Source organism: Vibrio sp. HENC-03 (assembly GCF_000305755.2).
Lineage (GTDB): Bacteria > Pseudomonadota > Gammaproteobacteria > Enterobacterales > Vibrionaceae > Vibrio > Vibrio owensii.
Genome location: NZ_JH976079.1, coordinates 43,868 through 67,463 on the forward strand (window position 1 = coordinate 43,868; position 23,596 = coordinate 67,463).

Below are 23,596 nucleotides of genomic sequence, written 5' to 3' on the forward strand. Positions count from 1 at the left end.
TCGTATTTGTACTGGTTGTCAACCTTGTTTACGTTATGAAATTTGGAGCTTTCCACGTTTAAATGCAAATAGCATACCTAAATGAGGACTTTAACGAGGGTGAATCATTATTTACTTCCGTTGATAGTCGGTCGTCTTTCTATGATGATAATGATTTCACTCCCACTTCTTGTAAAAGTGAGATTGTGTGGAAAGATGATGATATCTATGAAATTGAAGCATTAGATTTAATCAAAGGTGGCGCTTTTAATGTCACTAAGCCTATTGCTGAACTAATTATGAGTTTCGACCCATACGGTGTTGAAGTTTATCCCGCAAAATTAACCTGTTCCGGAGACGGAGTGTTAACTGAGCGCTACATAATAGCAGTAGATAACTTAGTAGATGTCGTTGATTATGATAAAAGCATAAAAGTGACTGACGTAACTACCCGTTTTTACTTATCTGATGAAAAGATTAAGGAACTTCCAGGTAGCAAGAGGCACGTTTTTAAACCTGTCGGAATGACAAAAACGTTCTTCTCAATCGAGTTGTTTGAAGCGCTTGTCCGTTTAGATGAGGAGGGTAAAATAAGTACTAGTATCGTTGCCTTTTCATTTGATACATCCGAAGAGACGCCCCGAGTCTAGTGTAAGTAGGTAAATAGAATAATGACTAACTACACAGTTTTATCTAAACAATCTTTGACTGGCTCCCCATTCCAGCAAAGCCCTAAGCCAATAGTGCCAGATTTGCTTTTGGAAATGACCTTTTCTCCAAAGCTATTTATCATCAGTGATATTGCGTCAAAAGTAGAGAAACTGGTCGTACATGAAGTAGAGTGGCTAGACGCTCGTGTCGATTGTTCTCCAAGCCAACCAACAGATGAAAAAATTAAAGTTTACGAAGATTATCGTATGCCTTACATCCATCAAACTTATAAATTGACGGATAAAGAAAAACAATGCGGCAAGTTAAACTGGTTAGACATCGAGTCAACAGAGTTTGATTTCTCTAAATTAGAGAATATCCCCTTAGAAGAACGATTAATATTTAAACTAGAAGAAGACTTTGGCTTAGTTTTCATTCACCAAAATGTGACCTACCTTCTTAAAAAAGGACGTCAAAGACGTTTGGGTAAGAGATGTATAATTAGCGCCGAAAGGCGCTTTTTTATTTGTCACAAGACGGAGTCTAAAGGTAGGAAAATGAATCATTTTAATGGCTAAGATAATACTCCTAGAACTATAGAAGTAAAAGCATTTTGCTATAGTGGTCGTCGATTAAAAACAATCAAAGAACAAAAATAAAGTAGGGTATATATGTATTTTTCATTGATCTCCGAAAACTACTTCTCTTCGAGTGTTAACTTTGTTTCTGTAGATAACAGAGAGTCGTTGTACAGTACAAACCATTATCATCCAACTTCATCGATAAACCCTGTTGTGTGGGTGGATAGTGAAGGAGGAAGTATAAAAAACGTTGGACCGATAGTTGATTGTGGTGATTTATCTGTAAGTCGTCCATTTGCTGAAATCTTAATGAGTTTCGACCCTTTTGGTATTGAATATTATCCTTCGAAGCTGAAGTTGGAGGGTAGAGAAGTACAGAATCGATACATTTTAGCTATCAATAATATTATAGATGTACTAGATGAAGAGCGTTCAGATATTGAAATCTCTCCAAGAAGCGGCGAACTGATAGTCCACGAATTATTTATTTCTGAAGAAAAGTTAAAGCAAATTCCGTTATCTAATAGAGTAGCATTTCGAGTAAAAGGTGCTGAAACGGCGATGTTTTTTTGTGAAGAATTGTTTGATGTGATTGACTTTAAGGCAGAATTTGACTCTTTGAGAAAAGCTAAGATTAGCACTGATGACCTTGCTCCAAAGTTTTGAGGCTTAAAATGAAAGAACAATATCATTTACTAACTAAACAAGACCTAGGTAACTTCCCATTCCAGCAAACCCCTAAACCAATAGTACCCGTAGAGCCTGACTTACTGCTTGAAATGACCTTTTCTCCGAAGCTATTTATCATCAGTGATATTGCATCAGAAGTAGAGAAACTGGTTGTACACGGAGTAGAGTGGTTAGACGCTCGCGTCGATTGTTCTCCAAGCCAACCAACAGATGAACAAATTAAAGTTTACGAAGATTATCGTATGCCTTACATCCATCAAACTTATAAATTGACGGACAAAGAAAAACAATACGGCAAGTTAAACTGGTTAGACATCGAGTCAACAGAGTTTGATTTCTCTAAATTAGAAAATATCCCGTTAGAAGAACGATTAATATTTAAACTAGAAGAAGACTTTGGCTTAGTTTTCATTCACCAAAGTGTGATCGACCTTCTTAAAAAAGACGTCAGAGACGTTTGGATAAGAGATGTATAATAAGCGCCGAAAGGCGCTTTTTCTTTTATTCAATCGGATACAACTCTAACAAATAAACGATGAGAACGTGGCTAATGAATCCACAGTGGTTAGGAAATAATGAATAGAACAACGAAATTAACTTTGCTGTTGGTGGCGGCAACATCGGTCGTCGGCTGTCAAACAATGCCGAATCAAACACTGATTTCTACGGCAACTCAAGAAACTATTGAATATGCGAAAGCCGAACTTGATGGGCAGCGTTTCTACAAACTTAATGAATATGACCAAGCGATTGAGGTTTCGGATAACGGGGTCATTGTATTCAAGTCTTACTTACCTCGTAGCGGCGGTTACGAATGGGTACCTATAGTCATTCAGGACAGCAGTTTTTATGTGTCATGCGACTATTTCCGAGAGTTTGTGGATGCAGGAATGGTAGTGCAGGCGCAGTTTGTCGGTAAAGGTGGGCGTATTGAATACTATGATAAAAAACGCTGTGAAGAATACGGCGAGCCCGTTTGGAATTAAAACGTTTCTATTTAAGCGCCTTTAGGCGCTTTTTCACTCTCTGCACCCAACACCCACTATCTGGCATATCAATTAATCGTCTCGACAAAAATAACTCAGCGTAATTGGCGTTGGTTTAAAATGAACCACATTAGGGCAAATGGTACACTGTACTCATATAGATACACTGTAATTTAACGTTTGAACCTCTTCCCCCAAATACCATTTTTTGCGTTCAAACGTTGAGAAATACCCCTATGCGTTTGTCGTTAAACCTCGTGATTGCATCCACGTTTGGAGCTGTTGCTCCTGCCTCTGCTAACTATGATCTAGATTCTTTACTCGAAATGCCATTGTGCTCCTTGGCTGAAACCAAGGTTGTTTCGGCCACTCGAACCTCGCAATCCCTTGCAGATACGCCCGCGTCTGTATATGTCATTACCGCAAAAGAGATTAAACGCTCTGGTGCGCGTTCTGTGGCTGATGCGTTATCTTTGGCACCCGGACTGCATGTCGCGAAATACTCCAATTACGATTGGGGTGTCACCGTGCGTGGCAACAACGAAACCTTGAACAATAAAATGTTGGTCATGGTTGATGGTCGTAGTGTGTTTAACCCGATGTCTTCTGGTGTGGATTGGGATTTAATCCCCGTCAGTATGGATAACATTGCTCAGATCGAAATTGTACTCGGTCCAGTTGGCACAGTATGGGGCGGCAACGCCGTAACCGGTGTTATTAACGTCATCACAAAAGAAGCAGACGGTGCGGCAAAAGGGAAGGTGTCAGCCAGTTTCGGAAACTACGATTACAGTGAATATCAGCTCCATCATGCGGGCTCTGCTGGTGAATACGCAAACTACAGTCTTTACGGCGAGTTCGTTGATCACATGCCATGGACCAGCGATGAAGCGCGTGTACAGCCGTTCCAGCATTTCAATGTGTATACCGAGCGACTCGGTGGTCGTTTGGATTATCAGAAACATGAACATACATTGAGTGTTCAGGCTGGTGGCATTCGTTCCCGTGAAGATTACAACTGGGGTAACTTCCAACCGCATTTCATCATGCCAGGTGCAGAGCCTATGCGTTCTTTTGAAACCGAAATGACGATGCAAGAGTACTTCGTTGGGGGCCATCATATTTTTGATCGCGCCAATGGCGACAGTTGGGAAAACGAAGTTTGGTTTACCTACAGCTCTAACGACAGTACTCATGCTAATGCCCAGTTTTTCAGAACCGATCTTGATTCACATTACACTTTCTCTGATTTATGGGGTACCGAGTTAACCCTTGGTGGCAACGTACGCCTGATTGATGAGCAATTTGGCACCTTTTCAAAGCGTGATGAGGTGACAATGCCTTATTTACGTGTAGCGGAAGACCCTGATTTTCTGAACCAGTCTTATGGCGTGTACATGAACTGGAATATTCCCGTCATGGATAAGACCAAGTTAACGCTGGGCAACCGTTGGCAATACAATAACCTGACTCATGATATCGATCCGCAACCGCAAGTTCGCTTGAGTTATGAGCTTGCAAGCAACCAAAGAATTTGGGCAGGTTGGGGTAAAGCAATAGTGACGCCGTCACGCCTTGAGTTGAGTACTTATCTGCGTGAAAACCAATACATGCAGAATGTAATGTTCAGCGATAACAACTATTACGATTACTACTACAGTACGTTGCTTAAAGGCAATGAAGATTTGGATGTCGAGTCTGTATCTACGTATGAACTTGGTTATCGTTTTTGGGATGAGCATCGTTTGCAATTCAGCATCGGTGGCTTTTACACCCGACACGAAAACATTCGCGTTTATAAAACTGAATCTGCGACTCAAAACATTATCGCGGAGGGCTCATCTCCGGGGACTATTGGCACTGTGGTGGAACAATATACATCGAAGCTGATTGACCCTATATGGAGCGAAAGCTTTGGTGGAGAGGTCGCAGTCAAATGGCAACCCCGCGATGATCTCCAAATCAACGCAAACTACAGCTATAAGCGAATTGTTGGTCATTGTGAAGGTGCCATCTGCTCGAATAATGATGCTGTAAAACGAATGATTGAAAATGAGCCAAACCACTTTGTGAATGCACAAGTAATGTGGGACATCACACCGCAATGGTGGGTAAGTGTCAGTGGCCAATATGTTTCTGAATCGAAACTGCATGAAGATTATGAGTCAGCATTGAATCCAGTGTCTGTTGCCAATAAAGACTACAACTGGCCTGAAGTCGTTTCCTTTGATGCATCTCTAAGCTGGCAGTACAACGATTGTATGCCAGAGATTACCGCGTCGGTCGAGAACTTGGGGGCTGACCAAAGCAAAGAGTTTCCTAACAATTACAACTCTTTTGCTAATGGCACACAGTATTGGTTGACGCTAGATTGGGATTACGCCAGATGGTGAGACGATTCGAGAAGAGTTCGGCCTTTAAATGGGGCATAACCTTATGGGCACTATTGAGTGCGACGTTCGCGTTCGGTCAATATGACGATGCCGATTTGAAAGCGGTCTACTTGTACCGATTTGCTTTACTCGCCGATTGGGGGTCAACAGGCAAGTCTATTGCACCTGTAGAATATTGCGTGTCTGAGGGTGATTCCGTCGCTGAGCATTTAAAACGCATTGTTGCTCGCAAGCCTCAGCTCTCTCGTTACTATGACCTGTCGAGCGATGTAAAGCCGAGTACTTGCCATATTCTTTATATTCCACAAGCGAAGCCTTCCCAGATTGAAGCGCTGAGAGAAACTTATCCTCATTCGTTGTTAATCAGCAATGGTGAACAGTTTGTTTTGATGGGAGGAATGGTTGCATTTGTGAAAGTGAATAACCGCATCCGCCCTATGGTATCGCGCGGCCATGTGGCACCCACTCAAGTACAGCTTCGTGCACAGCTGCTCAGTATTTCGATTCTAGTCGAAGATGAGGTGGTGCCATGATTCGCTCTCGTCTCGCTCGATTGCCACTGCGTCACAAAATGATGCTTCCAACTTGGCTTATGATTACCCTCATTGTGATAGGTCTTGGCACGCTTGCTATTCAATACCTAGTCCTAGCTCAAGAGAGTGCGTTAGAGCGTCGCACCAATATTCTTGGTCAGGGGGTTGCGAATACACTTCAAGCAGCTTTGATGTTTGACGATTCATACACCGCGAAAGAGCAACTGATTAACCTGAGTTTTGATCCCGATGTGATCTCGGCGCTGGTGGTGAATCAACATGATAAAACCATCGCATCGATTGAAGATCTACCAAAAGGCTGTGAATGGCAAAGCCGTACCCTGAAGTGCTCGCACCTTAATGTCGTGATGCGTCATTATGATGTGGTCTTAGGTGATGAAAAGCTTGGCGCGCTAGAGATTTGGGTATCGTTAGAAAACTTGCTCATCAATGAGCGCAAGATGTGGTTATCGCTTGGCGTTATCGTGCTGCTGCTATCTATGTGTGCATGGGCTTTGGCGAAGCTGCTGCATTCGCTTATCTCTTTGCCGCTTTTGTCTCTGCATCGCTCTGTAGAGCATATGAGTAAAGTCGGGGTGATTCGTAAAGCACTGCCTGTTTACCATCAGGATGAAGTAGGGAAGCTGACAGAGTGCTTTAATGAAATGACCATGAGCTTGGCAGAGCGTGAGTCTCAGGTCGCGCAGGTTTTAAAACGGGTCGAGGACAAAAACCGTTATATACACAGTGCGCTCGATGCAATGCAACGTTGCGTTCTGGTGGTTTCTTCTAGTCATAGGGTGACGTACTTTAACCCGATCGCGTCTAAAGAGTTACGAGGCATGGAGGTTAACTCTGAAATCAGACGCTTGCTCGTGAGTCGCTTTGAACCTCTGTCAAAAATTGAGCGAGTGATGTTTGCGATCGATACACATACGACGGTAAAAGGCGTTGAAGTTCGCAGTTTGGATAAGACCAAACGTTATCTCATCTCTTGTAATCCAATGGACACGGAAAAGAGCAGTCTGATTCAGTTGCAAGACATCACGGAGCAAACGCTTTCCGAGCAACGCCGTAAATTACTGGATCTGATGTTCGATCAAAACCAAGACGCAATCTTGGTGCTTAATCGAGCATTAGGCATTCAAACTCAAAATCACGCCGCGACACAATGGTTTGGTGAAGTGGATGCATTAAAAACGTTAGAGCTTTTATCTCCTTTTGAAGTCACAAAGGCCGTCAAACTGCGATTACTCAAAACTGGGCACTACAAGACGCATGTAGAGCTCAAAAACCAACAAGGGCGGGTGATGCCTTGTGAGTTGAAAGTACGTGTATTGAAGAGTGAAACGGGCAGAGCTGAAGCCTTTGTGGTTTCCTTTACCGATCTCACCATTGATATTGAATTGAAGCGTTTGAACTACCAAGCGAATCATGACCCGCTCACTGGGCTTGCGAACCGCTCTAAAGCAATGCGCCGTCTGCAAGAAAAGCACGATGTTGGTGCTTCTCAGCATATCTTGTTTGTCGACTTAGATGGATTTAAAGCCGTCAATGACAAATACGGTCACGCGATAGGCGATCAACTGCTCAAAGTCGTTGCTCAACGCTTGATGAACTGCGTCGCTCGCAGAGATTTAGTTTCGCGTTTAGCTGGTGACGAGTTTTTGATTGCTGTAAGGGATGCGACAAGTTGTGAGCCTATTGCACAACGCATCATAGAAAGTTTATCCAAGCCATTTCAGTTTGGTGACGTAACGTGTGACATCTCTGCCAGCATCGGTGTGAGTTATTGGTCGAGAGAAGACGGTTCGACATTGGACGAGAAAATCAATGAAGCCGATATGGCGATGTATCTAGCCAAGAATAACGGGAAAAATCAGTTTCATTGTCTTAATGAAATAGCATGTCTGGTTGAATAATCATCAAGGCCACACTTAACTAGTGTGGCCATTTTTTCATCACAAGCTGGTGTCTAATTATACTTTTTTGTTTATTGTGACGCACGTTATGCTGTTTATTTGTTGTGCAAACAGTTTCGTGTTGATGATGAGATGGTCTACGCAAATGTGTTGTAGTCCAAGGTGGATAATTTTGTAAGAATGTCCTGACGAAATTGAATAAAGTCTTTTAATAACAGTGATATAAAAACATTTCTCAAACTGTCGAAGTTTGACATTTAAGCTGTGCAAATTAGTCTGACCTCCCAAGTTGTGGAAGTCGTTATGTTCAGCATTCTAAGAAAAACCGTTGTATTTTTTGCCGCATTCATCGGAATTGCGTCTTCAAACTATTCTCTCGCTGCGGAAGAACCAACTGATGCCGTTGTGGTTGGCGTGATCGCACAAATGTCCGATGACCCTAACGCCGGCATCAAGGTGAACGCCTTCTATGGTATTAACCTAGAGTACCTCACGAACATTGCGAAGGTTCTCAATCTCAAGCTTGTTCTGCGCTCTTATGACAACATTCCCGATATCCTCAATGATATTGAAAGTGGCAAGATTGACGGGGCCGTTGGTTTTAGTAAAACCCCTGAGCGTGAAGCCCGATTCATTTTCTCTGAGCCTTTCTTCTCTAGCACCGTCGCTGTTTGGTATCGCGAAAACAGTTACTACAAACGCGACCCTCGAGAACTGCAATGGGTATGCGTGGTAGGAACCGTATATTGTGAGTTCCTGAAAGACATGGGAGCAACCAAAGTTCGCGAAGTTCAAACACGCGCTAAAGCATTTGAAGAGGTGAGAACTGGCCGTGCAAATGCGCTGATCTCAACCTATGTCGCGATCAACCAATATCTAGATCAGAACGACATTGTGAATGGCTCGGTTGATATCCCAAGTTGGTTAAACGAGGAGGATGTGAGCTTTATTACCTCTAAGGAAAACCAAGCGCTTGTCGATAGAATCGACCGCATTCTAAGTTGGGAGCGCAATGGTAAAAACATTCGCTCTGTTGCATCGAAAAATCCTTATCACGTCAACGACAAGTTGCTGGTGGAATATCGCCGTGATCTCAAGAACAAAGAGACCATCACTTACAGCAGTAGCGAAGAGGCGTTCCCGTTTCTGTTCAGAAATGCGCACACTGGGCGTCTAGATGGTTTCCTACCGGATTTTATTGACCTCATTCAATCTAGGACGGGACTAAAGTTTGAATACTTAAAACCTAGCAGCAGCTTAAACAGTGGTTTAACTGCATTTAGCGCCGACATTGTTCCTGTCGCCTATGTAGATCATGCGCGTTCTTCAGACTGGCTTATCACCAAACCTTTTATGCACAACAACTTTGTCGCGATTGAAGCGCTCGATGTCGACAGTCATCCGCCTCACGATGCGAAATCGGGCATATTAATGAGCCTAAAGAAGCAGGGGTTGGTGAATCTAGATTCGTGGAAAGAAGAGCGCTTCACTCGCTATGACGATTTAAAGCAATTGCTGAGCGATTTGAAATCAGGGGAGATCGATGTCGCCTATGTCCCGGACGACATCGTTCATAGCATGATTGCGCAAGATAACATCGATGGGCTGCTTATCAGTGAAAAAGACGTCCTTACGCTTTCTATTGCTTTTGCCGTAGCAAACCACAACACCAAGTTAAAGAAGATCCTCGATAGCATCATCGACACGATCGATGCCAAAGAGATAGACAAACTCAACCGTACATATCGTAACTTCAACTTGGTCTATGGATACGACGAAGAGCATATCTTTACCATCGTGCTGTTTGTCGCGGTGGTGTTCGTCATCTTGCTTGCCATTGTTTACTTCGTTCTGGCTCATCTTAAGTTAAAAGTGAATCTGGCGGAGCTCAACGCGACCAACGAAGAAAAAGAAAAACAGTGGCTGATGGAGATAATCCAAGAGATCAACAGCATTGTCTTTATTCACGGTGAAGACAATCAGATCCAGATGAGCAACTGTTCTTTGTACCGCAATAATCGCTGCAAAGGCTGTACGATTCAAAGCCGAAAAGGGGCAAAACCGCTGGTGGACAACGTACGCGAATTGCGCCAAGTGATTGCAGGAAAACGTATCTCGGATACGACGGCATCTAATGCTTGTAAGCTCGGTATTCAACATGTTTATCGAGAGCGTAAATCCATTCTTTCACCGAGCAGCAAGAAGAAGTTCGTTCTAACCGTTTTACAAGACATCACCGAGCAGAAAGAGCGAGAGTTTGCGCTCATTGATGCCCAAGAAAAGGCACAAACAGCGGTTCGAGCGCGAGAAAACTTTTTGGCGACGATGAGCCACGAACTGAGAACTCCATTATCTGCGGCACACGGTTTGCTGGACTTGTTGACCCGTCAGACTAATCGCGAGTCTAGTAAAGAACTCATCACCCAAGCGATGCGTTCTCTTAATCACTTGAACCTACTGGTGGATGAGGTTCTTGATTACTCCAAGCTTGAAGCGGGTCAATTAAAGGTCACGCCGACCAAAACCAATGTGGTGACCACACTCAGTGATGTTGTGCGTAGCTTCGAGCCAAAGGCCGTAAGCAAAGGTTTGGATTACCGTGTGACTTTCAAACCGTTTGTGAACCCTTGGTTGAAAGTTGATGCCGTGCGTTTGGTTCAGATCACCACAAACTTACTGTCTAACGCGGTGAAATTTACCACCGATGGTGAAATCAGCGTCAGCGTTGCGATGAATGAAGGGCAGTTGATCCTGAAGATTGCAGACACAGGCATAGGCATGACGGAGACACAGCTTGATGGCATTCTTCAACCGTTCGTGCAAGCCGATGACACGATCACACGTAAGTACGGTGGTACTGGGCTGGGTTTGAGCATTGTTGACCGTCTTGTGGAATGCATGGGCGGGGATCTCTGCATCGATTCCCAATTCGGATTAGGCACGACAATGGTGGTGAAGCTACCCGTGATTTTCTGCGAAGCCGAACCGCAAGTGGCCATTCGTTATACCTTCTCACCAACCTTACCTGCGAATGTGCGTGATTGGTGTCTAGTTTGGGGAATGGAGTCTACGGATGTAGCGCCATGCTTGGCGGGTAAGTTTTCATCTCAAGGCAAATTCCAAGGTCTCAATTTGGTGTGTGGGGAGAACCGCGAATGTGAGCTTTCTCCTTCAGACGCTAAGTACCCCGACACACTTTTGGCGCTGTTAACACAAGATTGTTCATTGAAGCCCAAGCAAACTAAAAAACTCAGTGATGTTTATTGGAAGCACGGTTCGGTTTTGGTTGCAGAAGATAACCCGATTAACCAAAGCGTAATTACGATGCAACTGCGAGAGCTTGGCATCGAGCCTGTGATCGTCAGTAACGGACTAGAAGCTTGGCAATATGTAAACCGAGACGATCAAGTGATCTTAGTGCTGACCGATTTCCATATGCCAGAGATGGATGGCTTTGAGCTAGTGAAGAAGCTTAAAGCAACACCAGAGCACGCTTCGATCCCTGTAATTGGCGTGACAGCAGAGGATTCTCGCTTAGCCAATGAGCGAGCCAAAAACATCGGGATTGATGACATCTTATACAAGCCGTATGACTTAGAAAAACTCAAGTCGAAGCTGCTGCCTTATCTTGGTCAAGAAAAAGAGGCGAAATGGCCTGAGTGGATCGAGAAGTTCAGAAAGCAAGATGCGCATGAGATTGCGAATGTGTTTAAGAGTTCGATGACACAAGACGTTTCCAACTTAAAACAAGCTGAAAGCAAGTTAGAGAAAAAACGCATTATCCACGGCATTAAAGGAGCGCTCGGTGCCATTGGCGTTAGCATTTTAGCCGAACTGTGTGTCGAAGCAGAGCAGGCGAGCGACGCCGACTTTGAATCACATGTCACTGGCCTGATCGACCGAATCGAACAAGAAATCAACCTCGCAGAACATTGGATAAAAGCTCATGAATAAACCACTTAACGCGATGGTGATTGATGACCATCCACTGCAAATTACGCTGTTAAAGCAAATGTTGCTGCGTCACGACGTAGACGTCGCTTCATTCGATGACGTCGATAAAGCCATCGCACACGCAAAGTCGACGAATATCGACATTATCTTTTGTGATCTGCAAATGCCAAACAAAGATGGCATCGACATGATGGAAATGCTTAACCAGATTGGTTATCGCGGCAAAGTCGTGCTGGTCAGTGCGATGGAACTGACAATCGTCACGGCTGTACGCGCCATGTGTGAGACGTTCAGTTTTGAAGTTCTGGATAAGTTACTTAAACCTTACGATGAAAGCCAAGTAGTCGAAATGCTAAGAAGGTCGGGGCTTGAGCCGGCTAAAAATACACATTTCCAACAAGATATCTGCGTTCAGGACCAAGAGTTTTTGTTCGCATTGGCTGAGGGTAAAGTCAAAAACTATTACCAACCTTTAGCAGATGCCAACTCCGGCGAGATTATCGGTTATGAGGCGCTTGCTCGTTGGTTTCATCCGATTTACGGCGTGCTCGCTCCGCATAATTTCCTTTCGATCGTGGAACGTTGTCACTTATCAGCAGAGTTATTTGATGCAGTGTTTAGCAACGCGTTATACGACATGAATAATCGCGGGCTCAAGCAACATGTGTCGTTAAATGTCGATCATGACAACCTAGAAGATACGGAATTTGCGAACCAATTTATCGCTCGTTGTCAGGAGCATGGCATCAGCCCAGATAGATTTACGATAGAGATTACAGAGCGAGACACTTTTCAAACCAGTCCAGCGCTCTATAAGAACCTACTTAAATTTCGAATGAATGGAGTGACGATCAGTATTGATGATTTCGGTACCGGATCATCCTCGTTAGAAAAGCTTGCTCAACTGCCTTTCAACGAGCTGAAAATCGACCGTTCATTCGTTCAAGGGTTAGTTCATGACCCGAAAAAGAAAAACATAGTGTTAGCGATATGCGCACTAGCAAAAAGCTTAAACATTAGCGTCGTCGCAGAGGGGGTGGAAGACGAGGTGACGCTAGAGGCCATGCGCCAATATACCGTTGATGTGTGCCAAGGCTATTACATCGATAAACCTATGCCATTAGAAGCAATAACGATATTGAATTAAAAGAATGATGAATAAAATGAACTGCTTGATCTTTGATGATCACCCACTGGTTTGCATTGCTATTAAATCCTTGGTCGAAAGCCTAGGCATTGCAAATGAAGTTATGACGGCAACAAGCTCAAAAGACGCACTAAAAACACTGAAAGAATCGGATATCGGTCTGCTCATTTTGGATGTGAATCTCGCGGACTGTGATGGGTACGATTTTTATAAGCGTATTAAATCTCACGGTTTCAGTGGCAAGGTCATCTTCTTCTCTGCTGAGACCAGCCACATGTATAGTCAAATGGCGTTTCGCTCGGGCGCTGATGGTTATGTATGTAAGTCCGAAAACCATGAAATTTTGAAAGATGCGATAGAAGCCGTAGCGAAAGGGTACTCGTTCTTCAAATTCAAACAAACGGTAGAAGAACATCGAAATGTGCCAACGTTATCCAGCCGCGAAAGCGCCGTCATGAAGTTACTACTGCAAGGGAAGAGTAACCGAGATATCGCGGATGTCCTGTCTATCAGCGACAAGACCGTTAGCACCTACAAGAGACGCGTTCTGGATAAGTTCAACGTAAAAAACATCGTTGAACTGGCAAAAGTTGTGAGCACTTAACAGGAGAAAGGATGAATTTAAAAAACATCTATTTGTCTTTTTTCTTTGCTACGCTTTTGTTTACAACCTCAATGACCATGATTGGCGCAATGCTGATCTCTCATGAGGTGAAACAATTTAAGATCTACACTCAGGGAATTTCTAAGACCAAGCAGAAGGTAACCTTGCTTGGTCTGCTCATGGAATCTGAATTAGCTCGTTACGAGGGGAAAACGGCAAAGGAAATTGGAGAGCTTACGGAGTTTAGCTTCCAAGATGCAGTTTATGCGCTTGAAGCGGGAAGTGAACTAGATTATGTGGAATCTGTCGCGCGTAAAGTCTTACATGAAGCCGAAGGCTACCTATCAAACGTTTATGAACGAATTGACGTGGTGCTTTACTTTCGTTCCTATACCGCTAACAAGTTTATTCTTGAAAATCCAATCGAAGAGCTCGAGAACTTAGCAGCACCATTTGATGTTGATTGGTGTAAAGAGACTAACTCGTGCGTTTTGGCGGCATGGAAAGATCAATTAGCCGATCGGATTTTGATTTCACAGCCGTTTAAAACCACTTATTCGGACAGTAGGGCATTCAGTGTCATTAGCCCTGTGTATTACCAAGGACAGATTGTTGGAGAGTTTGGGGAACAGATATTTCTTGATTCTTTGAGAGCGGAGGGTAAAGCACTCACGGTAGACATTAATAATGGCAACAAGCACGTTGTGGTCTATTTTCCGCATTACCCGTGGCCAGATTTTGCTTACACGCAGACCTACGTTGCGGATAACAATAACCTAATCGTTTATAAGTATCCGTTTAGTAAAATACTGATCGATTTTGGGTTCTTGTACCTGATTATGTTCGCAGTGATATTTGGTTATTACTCCAAAGCGCAGGAATCTAGAGAGAGTAAGATTCAGCTAGCAAATGCCATTAGCGATGCAACCAAAGACGAGCTCACCGGGTTGTTTAATCGCAAGGTCTTTAAAGAGCAGGCATTCAAGAACAAGATCAAGATGACCACTTTCACTGTCATTGCGATTGATGGCGATAGAGTAAAACGTATCAACGATAAATACGGCCACCATGTTGGTGACGAGGTTATCTCGATAATTGCGGATGCGATGAAAAAAGTCTTTAGAGCGACGGATTATTTGATTCGGACAGGTGGTGATGAGTTTATCGCGATTCTTCCTGATTGCAGCGAGAGCAAGTCGCTAATGCTGGCCAAGAAACTGCGTTCAGTGGTGAAGGAGAACCGTTTAAAGAGCTTAGATATCGACGTTAGCGTAAGTACTGGTATCGCCATGAGCACCGAGCACGAGACGTTGAACGATGTCATCATGCGCGCTGACGAGGATTTGTACGAGTGTAAGCGCGAGCGATGCTAATTTGAGACAGTGTCTTATGTCTGCAAATTACAGTAAATGACTTAAATGTCAGTAAGCGACGATATAAGAGTTTGATAAACTTGACCAAAACGTGACTTTGGTCTTCTATAGTAAAGCAGCCTATGCAAAGGCTGCTTTCTTTGTATTTGGCTGAAGGTAATTATAAAAATCACAATTTTAATCTTTGATTCTATTTGGTAACCGCGCTGTGAATAAAGATCTAGACCTAAACCTCCTCAAAATACTGGTGCTGCTAGAACGACATCGCCAACTTAAGCCTGTTGCGAAAGCGCTGGGCAAAAGCGAAGCATCTATCAGTAAATATCTCACCCGTTTGCGAACACAACTGGAAGATGAGCTTTTCATTCGTCACGCTCATCACTTTGAACCGACAGACTATTTGAAACGAAAGCTACCAGAAATCACAGGTGCCCTCGACCAGCTTGAGTCTTGTCTTGTGAGGCGAGAGTTTGATCCTCTGTCTTATGACAAGAGCATCACCATCTGCTTACCGCAATCTGCGCAACAATCTTTTGGTCATTTGCTTTTAGGTGACTTAATGGATTTGTTTCCTAATGCCTACATTAATGTGGCAAGCAGCACCGACAATACGATTGACGATATTCTTGAAGACAAAGTAGACATGCAACTGCACTATTTTAATGAAGAATACCCAAAATCCATTCATCAGCAATTTATCGGTTACGCGCCAGCCGTTATTGTCGTGCCTGAAGAACTGGGTATTACCGATCTAGAAAAAGCGTGTGAGCTTAAGTTCATTTTGCTTGAGCTCGCAGGTTGGAAGGATAGGGAGCAAGTCACCAAGCGAGCGCTTGAGCAGGGCGGATTGAATATTGACCGAGTTGCGACTATCGGGAATATCACCAGCTTACTCAAGGTGATCAGAACAAGGGCCGCAGCGACAATTTTGCTGGAGTATCAAAAACCGATTGATGGTTTTCATTTTATTCCGGTACCTGAAACCTTCTATCCTGAAGGGCGTCCAAAAGTGGTGGTACAAATGAAGCAAACTCATCGCTACAACTCGATGCACCAGTTATTAACTGATGCTATCGCGAGATACGTAATTACTTAACCTGACTGCTTGAAAGCGAAACTAACAACAGAGACTGCCACACTCTTCTTGAGGAAGGGTGTTGAGAAGTTCTACGACAGACTCAGCATGATACTTCTTCAAGATTCGAGTTTTGTATGTACTGATGGTCTTAGCACTCAGTGACAGTTGCTCAGAGATCTTCTTATTTGAGTAACCTTGGGCAAGATAGTGGAACACCATTGCTTCACGATTAGATAAAGTGACGTTACCCGATGACTGGTTATGCGTCGCTTTAAACATCGAATATCCACGAGTCACACTGACGATGGCATCCATAATGGTGGCTTTCGCTTCATTCTTATTTAGAAAGCCGTGTGCTCCCATTTCAAATGCGGCTTTAGACAAACTTGAATAATCACGAGAAGAAATAAACAAGATTTTGCCTTGGTAGCCTGTCGCTAATATGTTCTTAGCCAAGCGCATGCCGTCTCGATCACCTAGCACGACGTCTAAAATAACCAAATCTACAGGTTGGTTACGAATGATTTCCATAACTTCAGCGCTGTCTGTTGACTCCACGACGTTAACAGATTGGAAAGCGGTTTGAACAAGAGAAGCGAGTGCTTCGCTATATAACGGTTGGTCGTCGATAATAAGAACGTTATTCATATTTGTGCCTCACCTTATATTTCAATTTACTTGCCGCTTCCTTTCAGCACTTATTTAACGAGGTAGGATTGTAGGAAAAATCCGTGAGGAGTGGGTGAAAATGACAATTTCATTATTTGAAAAGGCGTGTCTCGCATATGAGAAAGTGTCACGCTAAAAATAATAGAATCAGTTAGATAGCACGTGAAAGAATGACGGTCTTACATTGACGTATCAATCTTTGTTTCTCGTCGGAAAAAGCTGACATTCTGAAATAAAATCAATGATAACAATTAGATAGGTTGTTTCGCTTTGATTGGCCAGTTTGCACCTAAATCCGTGGGTTTTTAGTATTTCATTCTTGCTGTTCTCACGGAGTTAGGCGGAATGCTAAACAAGATTAAAAAAATAAAACATAAGTTTTACCTGATTTTAAGTGCCGTTATTTTGGTGCTATTTGCAATCACCGCGGTTGGTATTGTTACCACCAAACACATCAACAATAATTTTATTCATTTTCAAACCATCAATACCACTGCGTTTGAAGCAACCGAAATCGAAACTAACCTTTTGACCGCTCGAACCAATGCATTGACGTATCGGACGAATCGCGATCCACAATTTTTCTCTCAATCTATGGAAGCGTTAAAATTCGCCCATCAAGAAGCCCAAAAGCAGGCTGAAAATGCCTTCGATCCAGAGCGTAAAACTCGATTTGAAAAGGTGACTTCTGAATTAGTTCGCTACATGGATAATCTAAATGACGTTTCTCGCTTAATGAAAGAGCGAGATCTAAAGGTTGCCGAACTTGTCTCTTTTCAAAAGCAAGTGGAATCAAAGTTAGAAAAACGTCTTTCTGAAGCGACCGATGTAACGCAATATCGTGCAGAGCTTGCTGATGCCACCTTGGTGTTTAAAGCGCTAACACAAGAAGCGACAGAATACCTATTGACCAATAATGAGCGAGACTATCAGCAGTTTGAATCAAAGCTCGACGAGTGGAAATTGTATTTGACGCAACTTGGTTATGTTAATCAAGAGCAGTTAAATGCATTAACCGACAGCTTTGCTAGTTCCTTGTCTCAGGTGGCTGTGTTAATTCGAGAAAGAAATGCTCGATGGGACGTGTTAAAAGAGATTGGTTTTGATATTTCAGAACAGATCAACGGTATTAAAACAGACGCCGTCAATGACCAGAACGTACTAAAAGAAGAGATACAACAGAGCACTGAAGAAGCGACGATTAACGTAGCATTAGCGCTGTTCATCGGACTTCCAGCTTTGTCTTTGCTGTGCGTGTTTATATCTCGCGATATTACCAACAATGTCTTGTTCGCAAAGCAAGTGGCTGAGAAGCTGAGCCGCGGAGAGATCTCTGCAGAGCAACAACAAGTGAAGGGGAGCGATGAGGTAGCAGAAATGCTTGATGCTCTACATCACATGGAAGAACAGTTGTATAAAACCGTGTCTGAAGTCATTTCATGCAGTGATCTTCTTGCTTCCGCTTCGGAAGAATTATCAGCGGTAAACTCTGAGATATTAAGCAATGCGCAATCGCAACAAATGGAAACTGACCAAGTCGCGACAGCAGTTAACGAGATGACGGTAGCCATCGCTGAAGTTGCACAAAATGCGAATGGTGCGTCTCGTGAAGCCGAAGTGGCATCGGAGGTGTCTGAACAGGGGCAAGTTGTCATGCAAAGTGCGACTGAGCAAGTCGGCGGGCTAGCAAGTCAAATGGGCACAATGAGCCAGAAAGTCGCGACATTGTCCAATGGTACAGCCGAAGTCGCAGACATCACTCAAGTCATTCAAACCATCGCAGAGCAAACCAACTTACTTGCTTTAAACGCAGCGATTGAGGCAGCAAGGGCTGGTGACCAAGGACGTGGATTTGCAGTCGTTGCGGATGAAGTGCGTCAGTTGGCTCAAGAAACCCAAAAAGCAGTAGAAAAAATTGGCGATCGAATTCATACGTTGCAGCAGAACACGACCCAAGTGGTGGATTCCATTGATGCGGGGCAGCAGATGCTTGAGCAGACGGTTCATCAATCTGCTTCTGCGAACGATGCCTTTATTAGTATCTCTACCAATATTGAACAAACGAACGCTCTGAACACACAAATTGCAGCGGCAACAGAAGAGCAGAGTACGACAGCGGAAATGATCAACCAAAGTGTCGTATCGGTAAGAGACCAAGTCGATCAGACGGTTAACATGATTCAAGACAGCAATCAGGCCGCCGACGAATTGGCAAGAATGTCGATTAACCTTTCAGACCAAATACGTTTTTTCAAACTTCAATAATAAGACGGCCAGACACGATTTTGTGTCTGGCTTTGTATTTGCGCTTGCAGGTGAGGTGTGAATCGGTAAGATCGCGTTTTTCCTATCTTTTGAGTCCGTTATGAACCAACCTTCTTTTGAATCTATTGTTCAATCTCGCCGTTCAGTCAGAAAGTACGACGCGAGCGCTGAGTTTAACCATGATGATGTTGCCAAGGCCCTTGAGCTAACCACATTAAGTCCTAACAGCAGCAACATGCAGATGTGGGAATTCCATCGTGTGATCTCAGAAGATAAAAAAGCAGCACTTGCTGAGCTTTGTATGGGACAAAACGCCGCTAAGACAGCCAACGAATTGGTGGTGTTTGTTGCCACGACTCATAACTGGAAAGAGCGCGCAAAGCGCAACGCAGAGACTGTGCGCCAAGCTTTTGAAGGCCGTGACGACGCTGCGGCCAAGCGCGCTCTAAAGTACTACGAAAAACTCATCCCGATGGTTTATAACAACGATGCAATTGGTGTTCGTGGAGTCGTTCGTAAGCTCTACAGCTGGTGGTTAGGGCGTAATAAACCTATGGTGCGTGAGGTGAGTAAAGCGGATGTTCGCGTATGCTTGCACAAAAGCGTTTCTCTTGCTGCCATGACCTTTATGTATGCCATGAGAGAGAAGGGCTATGACACTTGCCCGATGGAAGGATTTGATTCGAAGCGTGTCAAAGCTTTGCTTGGCTTACGTGACAGTGACCAAATCACCATGGTGGTTAGCTGCGGTGTTCGAACGGAAGAAGGCGTATACGGTGAGCGTCACCGAGTTTCGAATGAGTCGGTTATTAAAACACACTAATAAATCGCTAAACTTTCTCTATTTGCTGCCGCTATCTAAACAGACGTCTTTTCTATATCGCACTCATGGCTGGATTTTGTTCAAAAATGAGACGAAATTTCATCATTTGATATAGAAGTGTGCGGTCAGCATCCTTTTGATTATTTACAAATTCTGTCTCAAAGACTACAAAAGGACTCTTGGATTTTTACGCCTGTGAAGTGATTCTCTGTGGCATTGCATCAAGCCTTTTCTTGATGCGTATTTTGGATAATTGGGTTTATGAGTAACGTAACCAGTACTATTCTGACTGAAAGTGGCACCAATGAGCTTGAAATCATTGAGTTCCATCTAGAAAAACAATTGCCAGATGGCAGCACAAAAACATGTTATTACGGTATTAACGTCGCTAAAGTGCGTGAAGTGATTCGCGTGCCGGAGACTACTGATTATCCGAATGCACAACCTCATATGATCGGCGTATTCTCGTCGCGTGAAGTGTTAACGCCATTGGTTGACCTTGCTGGTTGGCTTGGTGTTCCTACGCGTCGTGATCTTGAGCGTAAGTTTGTTATTGTTACTGACTTCAACAAGATGACGAATGGCTTCTTGATCGACAGTATTTCGCGTATCCACCGTATTTCTTGGAACGACGTTGAATCTCCAAGCCAATTCTTAGAAGCGGGTGAGCAAGACTGCGTTGTTGCGGTAGTTCGTAAAGATGGCAATCTGATCATGATCTTAGACTTCGAGAAGATCATTGCAGACATCAACCCAGAACTGAGTATGGAAAAGTACGATGTGACGGGCGATAAGTCGGTTGATCTAAACCAACGTATGGTCGGTAAGCGTAACGCAAAAACCATCATGGTTGTGGATGACTCTGCGTTTATTCGTTCATTGATTCAAGATACATTGGCTTCTGCGGGGTATAACGTGATCACCTGTAAAGATGGTGGCGAAGCGTATGAAAAACTGATGAGCTTGATCGACGTAGCGAAAGAAGAAAACTTGCCAATTCGTGAGTTGCTTGATGCCGTTGTTACCGACGTAGAAATGCCTCGTATGGATGGTATGCACTTAGTGAAACGACTACGTGATACGGAAGCCTACAGCCAAACACCAATCGTGATGTTCTCCTCTTTGATGAGTGAAGACAACCGTGCGAAAGCGTTATCTCTTGGTGCGAATGACACCATCACGAAGCCAGAGATTGGCCGTATGGTGAACATGATGGATAAGCACGTGTTTAGTTTCGCGTAACTTTCTACAAATATAAAAAAGGCTGCCGATTGGCAGCCTTTTTACTATGGGCAAGGAAGAACTTCGAGCTTGTAGTTATCTGACTTGCTTCTTGGTGGACCATATAAAACCCCACATTCGGTTAGGCTTCCCTTAGGATCATCTTTCGCAATGATGACAATTTCTCTGCGATTATCGTCTTTAGGATGACGCAAGATTTCCCAGTCCGAATTTGAGCTCTCTAGACTCTGAATAAGAAGAGGCAAACTATCGTTGTCTGCATCTGGATAGCCATAGAGGAACACACAGTTGTTGCTCCCACCCACGTTACATCCGTCGAATGGTAAGTCCTGTTTTGGAATTGTATAGCTATCCGAAACCTTATAAGAGTTGTAATTCGATACATAAGGTAAATGTTCTAGACCGGCAGTCGCCATTTTCCCATATCCAATTCCTAGACCTGAAGCGATTGCACCTTTCATACCTTCTAAACGAGCTTCGCGAGCATCGTCTTGAATGTTTAAAAAGCGTGGCGCGGCAGTGACAGCAAGGATTCCGAGAATTACGATAACAACAACAAGCTCAATTAAAGTAAAACCTGATTTTCTTTTCATAAACCATCTTTAAGTTAGGTTGATACGATAGTCTAATATTTTTGTATTTTATGGTGCTATAGACTACTAAAGTTCATCTTTGGTGAATTTTATTGGTGAATTCACTCTAAATGGAGTGTGATTATAGTTCCATATTTTTGTTCTTGATAGCATTCGTTTTATAAATGTTATGACAGGGCACCACTGATTTTGTAAGTCGTAAAATGTGAGACTTAAGAACTCAGATATTGAAACATTTTGATTGTGTTTTTAATGGCTTTGGTGAATCCTACGCGGGGTGAGAGTGAGGTATTGATAGGTGGTGTGTATTCAATTAGCTCTCTAATAATTAATTAAAATATAAGATCATGTCGATGGATTTCGATTCAACTAATTTGCTTGCAATGGGGCTGATTTTTCTTGGCTCTTATGTTCAAACCGCCATTGGTTTTGGCCTCGCTATTGTGGCTGCGCCATTACTGATTCTTTGGGCTCCTGAGTATGTACCCGCACCAATCTGCTTGGTTGCTCTGTTTATTTCATTAATGAACGCAATGAAGCACCGCAGCAGTGTTGAAATTGGTGGCCTAAAAATGGCTTTGATTGGTCGTGTGCCAGGCTCGCTAGCCGGTGGGGCGTTGTTGTTCTTTGTTTCCACTGAAGCACTCACTCTTTGGATCGGTTTTCTCGTACTATTTGCCGTAGCAGTGAGCGTACTTCCATTCCGTATTGAGCCAACACCAGGACGCATGACGTTCGCAGGTTTCTTTTCTGGTCTGTTTGGTACCAGTTCTGCGATTGGTGGTCCACCGATGGCTTTGCTATTGCAACATCAAGAAGCGAATCAGTTACGTGGTAACCTGTCTGCATTCTTCGTATTTAGCTCTATTATCTCTTTGATAGTTCAGATACCCGTTGGCTTCTTTAATCTTCATCATTTGGTGATCACGTTGCCATTGCTGCCAGCTGCTGCATTTGGTTATTGGTTAGCAATCAAAACGACACAGTCATTGCCGAAAGAAAAGATTCGCTTTGGCGCACTTACGCTGTGTGTTGTTAGTGGTATTACCGCCGTGGTTCAAGGCTTAGCACTGTAAAGTTAAGTCATCGTTTCAAATTCGCTTTACAAAAGCACTTTGCTCTATAGAATCGCGTCACTTTTTATTTGTCGAGTTAGTTATGAACAGCAATCGTTACGGCAACTTTATGGCTGCATTGTCCTTCGTCATTTGGGGACTGTTGCCAATTTACTATCGCTTTTTACCAAACGCATCGATGGATGAACTGCTTGCGCTGCGTATTATTGGTTCAGTGCCTGTAGGGTTTGTTCTCGTTCTGTCGATTACGCGTCATATGCCAAAATGGTCTGCGATCTGGCAGGATAAAAAATCGCTTTGGTATACGTTTGTTGCCAGTAGCTTAATGTGTATTTCTTGGGTGGCATTCACTTGGGCGTTAACAAACAACCGCGTCATTGATGCGAGCTTGGGTTTCTTTATTGGCCCATTAATCTCCGTTGCACTCGGCGTGTTTGTGTTGGGCGATAAGCTTTCAAAAGGGCAGTTTATTGCGATTCTTCTGGCGACCATTGGTGTGTTATATCAAGTTATCCAGTACGGTCAATTACCGTTGGTCGCTCTCACAATGGGGATATTCTTCTCTCTTTATGGTTTGTTTAAGAAGAAGATTAACTTTGATTGGAGTACGACGCTGTTTATCGAGGCGGTAGTGCTGACGCCAATTGCACTCGCTTACTTATTCGCAAAACAAGTCACAGTGGGCGAGTTGGCCTCTACCATCGATACGAGCACCTTTATGCTCTACTTGGGTAGTGCGCCTGTGACACTTTTGCCGCTGATCTTCTATTCGATTGCGATTCGCATCACCAATTTATCGACGGTGGGGTTGATGCAGTACATTGAGCCAAGCTTGCAGTTTGTACTGGCTGTTGTGTTCTTTGGTGAGATGTTCGACAGCGTTAAAGCGGTGACTTTTGCCTTTATTTGGGTGGGTCTTTTGTTCACGATCTTCGAGGGCATCGCTAAGCTATCAAAAAGAAAAAAGCTTGCTGACCACTCAATTTAGCCAATTCCTTCTTTAGATTCATAGGGCTAGCTTATATTTAATATATAGT

At 43.5% G+C, this 23,596-nt stretch carries 19 protein-coding genes and 1 pseudogene; 18 read left to right on the top strand and 2 right to left on the bottom strand.

Going from position 1 to position 23,596, the window contains the following annotated elements; all coding sequences use genetic code 11:
- Positions 1-62: 62 nt before the first annotated feature.
- The 13 genes and pseudogenes from VCHENC03_RS18190 (at position 63) to VCHENC03_RS18140 (ending at position 15,909) form a co-directional block, all read left to right on the top strand.
- Positions 63-629, top strand: coding sequence for a hypothetical protein (locus VCHENC03_RS18190; RefSeq protein ID WP_157621066.1), 567 nt, complete (start codon positions 63-65; stop codon positions 627-629).
- 21 nt (positions 630-650) lie between these two features.
- Positions 651-1,131 (top strand): annotated as a pseudogene (locus VCHENC03_RS0125510) (hypothetical protein).
- Between the two features lie 170 nt (positions 1,132-1,301).
- Positions 1,302-1,877, top strand: a complete 576-nt coding sequence (locus tag VCHENC03_RS0125515) for an imm11 family protein (RefSeq protein WP_032802368.1) — start codon at positions 1,302-1,304, stop codon at positions 1,875-1,877.
- Between the two features lie 8 nt (positions 1,878-1,885).
- Positions 1,886-2,377, top strand: coding sequence for a hypothetical protein (locus VCHENC03_RS18185; protein ID WP_009705255.1), 492 nt, complete (start codon positions 1,886-1,888; stop codon positions 2,375-2,377).
- A 99-nt stretch (positions 2,378-2,476) separates the two neighbouring features.
- Positions 2,477-2,887, top strand: coding sequence for a hypothetical protein (locus tag VCHENC03_RS18180; protein ID WP_009705256.1), 411 nt, complete (start codon positions 2,477-2,479; stop codon positions 2,885-2,887).
- 236 nt (positions 2,888-3,123) lie between these two features.
- Positions 3,124-5,280, top strand: coding sequence for a TonB-dependent receptor plug domain-containing protein (locus VCHENC03_RS18175; RefSeq protein WP_083481815.1), 2,157 nt, complete (start codon positions 3,124-3,126; stop codon positions 5,278-5,280).
- Positions 5,274-5,813 carry a YfiR family protein gene (locus VCHENC03_RS18170; protein WP_032802370.1) on the top strand — a complete coding sequence of 180 codons (540 nt, stop codon included), beginning with the start codon at positions 5,274-5,276 and terminating at the stop codon, positions 5,811-5,813. The genes VCHENC03_RS18175 and VCHENC03_RS18170 overlap by 7 nt, the downstream gene beginning before the upstream one ends.
- The gene (locus tag VCHENC03_RS18165; RefSeq protein ID WP_009705259.1) at positions 5,810-7,735 is read left to right on the top strand and encodes a diguanylate cyclase domain-containing protein; all 1,926 of its coding nucleotides are present in this window, start codon (positions 5,810-5,812) and stop codon (positions 7,733-7,735) included. The genes VCHENC03_RS18170 and VCHENC03_RS18165 overlap by 4 nt, the downstream gene beginning before the upstream one ends.
- A 303-nt stretch (positions 7,736-8,038) precedes the next feature.
- Positions 8,039-11,689 carry an ATP-binding protein gene (locus tag VCHENC03_RS18160; protein WP_009705260.1) on the top strand — a complete coding sequence of 1,217 codons (3,651 nt, stop codon included), beginning with the start codon at positions 8,039-8,041 and terminating at the stop codon, positions 11,687-11,689.
- Entirely contained in the window at positions 11,682-12,836 is a 1,155-nt protein-coding gene (locus VCHENC03_RS18155) for an EAL domain-containing response regulator (RefSeq protein WP_009705261.1), read from the top strand. Before VCHENC03_RS18160 ends, VCHENC03_RS18155 begins: the two co-directional genes overlap by 8 nt.
- Positions 12,837-12,840: 4 nt before the next feature.
- Positions 12,841-13,440: a response regulator transcription factor gene (locus tag VCHENC03_RS18150; protein WP_032802371.1), complete on the top strand. Its 600-nt coding sequence runs from the start codon at positions 12,841-12,843 to the stop codon at positions 13,438-13,440.
- An 11-nt stretch (positions 13,441-13,451) separates the two neighbouring features.
- A complete protein-coding gene (locus VCHENC03_RS18145; protein WP_009705263.1) occupies positions 13,452-14,813 on the top strand; it encodes a GGDEF domain-containing protein in 1,362 nt (453 codons plus the stop codon).
- A gap of 208 nt (positions 14,814-15,021) precedes the next feature.
- The gene (locus VCHENC03_RS18140) at positions 15,022-15,909 is read left to right on the top strand and encodes a LysR family transcriptional regulator (RefSeq protein WP_009705264.1); all 888 of its coding nucleotides are present in this window, start codon (positions 15,022-15,024) and stop codon (positions 15,907-15,909) included.
- A 21-nt stretch (positions 15,910-15,930) separates the two neighbouring features.
- Here the strand turns inward: VCHENC03_RS18140 and VCHENC03_RS18135 are convergent, their stop codons facing one another.
- Positions 15,931-16,539 (bottom strand): response regulator transcription factor, encoded by a 609-nt coding sequence (locus tag VCHENC03_RS18135; protein WP_009705265.1) that lies wholly within the window; start codon positions 16,537-16,539, stop codon positions 15,931-15,933.
- A 366-nt stretch (positions 16,540-16,905) separates the two neighbouring features.
- Between VCHENC03_RS18135 and VCHENC03_RS18130 the strand changes: the two genes are divergently transcribed.
- From VCHENC03_RS18130 to VCHENC03_RS18120, 3 genes are all read left to right on the top strand, one after another.
- The gene (locus tag VCHENC03_RS18130) at positions 16,906-18,825 is read left to right on the top strand and encodes a HAMP domain-containing methyl-accepting chemotaxis protein (protein WP_009705266.1); all 1,920 of its coding nucleotides are present in this window, start codon (positions 16,906-16,908) and stop codon (positions 18,823-18,825) included.
- A gap of 100 nt (positions 18,826-18,925) precedes the next feature.
- Positions 18,926-19,648 carry a nitroreductase family protein gene (locus VCHENC03_RS18125; protein ID WP_009705267.1) on the top strand — a complete coding sequence of 241 codons (723 nt, stop codon included), beginning with the start codon at positions 18,926-18,928 and terminating at the stop codon, positions 19,646-19,648.
- A 261-nt stretch (positions 19,649-19,909) separates the two neighbouring features.
- Positions 19,910-20,890, top strand: a complete 981-nt coding sequence (locus tag VCHENC03_RS18120) for a chemotaxis protein (RefSeq protein ID WP_009705268.1) — start codon at positions 19,910-19,912, stop codon at positions 20,888-20,890.
- 44 nt (positions 20,891-20,934) lie between these two features.
- On the opposite strand, the gene VCHENC03_RS18115 is transcribed toward VCHENC03_RS18120, so the two are convergent.
- Entirely contained in the window at positions 20,935-21,483 is a 549-nt protein-coding gene (locus VCHENC03_RS18115; protein WP_009705269.1) for a type II secretion system protein, read from the bottom strand.
- 353 nt (positions 21,484-21,836) lie between these two features.
- Here VCHENC03_RS18115 and VCHENC03_RS18110 point away from each other — a divergent pair, with 353 nt between their 5' ends.
- Together VCHENC03_RS18110 and rarD are read left to right on the top strand one after the other, a co-directional pair.
- A complete protein-coding gene (locus tag VCHENC03_RS18110) occupies positions 21,837-22,559 on the top strand; it encodes a sulfite exporter TauE/SafE family protein (protein WP_009705270.1) in 723 nt (240 codons plus the stop codon).
- 82 nt (positions 22,560-22,641) lie between these two features.
- Positions 22,642-23,547 (top strand): EamA family transporter RarD, encoded by a 906-nt coding sequence (rarD, locus tag VCHENC03_RS18105; RefSeq protein WP_009705271.1) that lies wholly within the window; start codon positions 22,642-22,644, stop codon positions 23,545-23,547.
- The last annotated feature ends 49 nt before the right edge of the window (positions 23,548-23,596 follow it).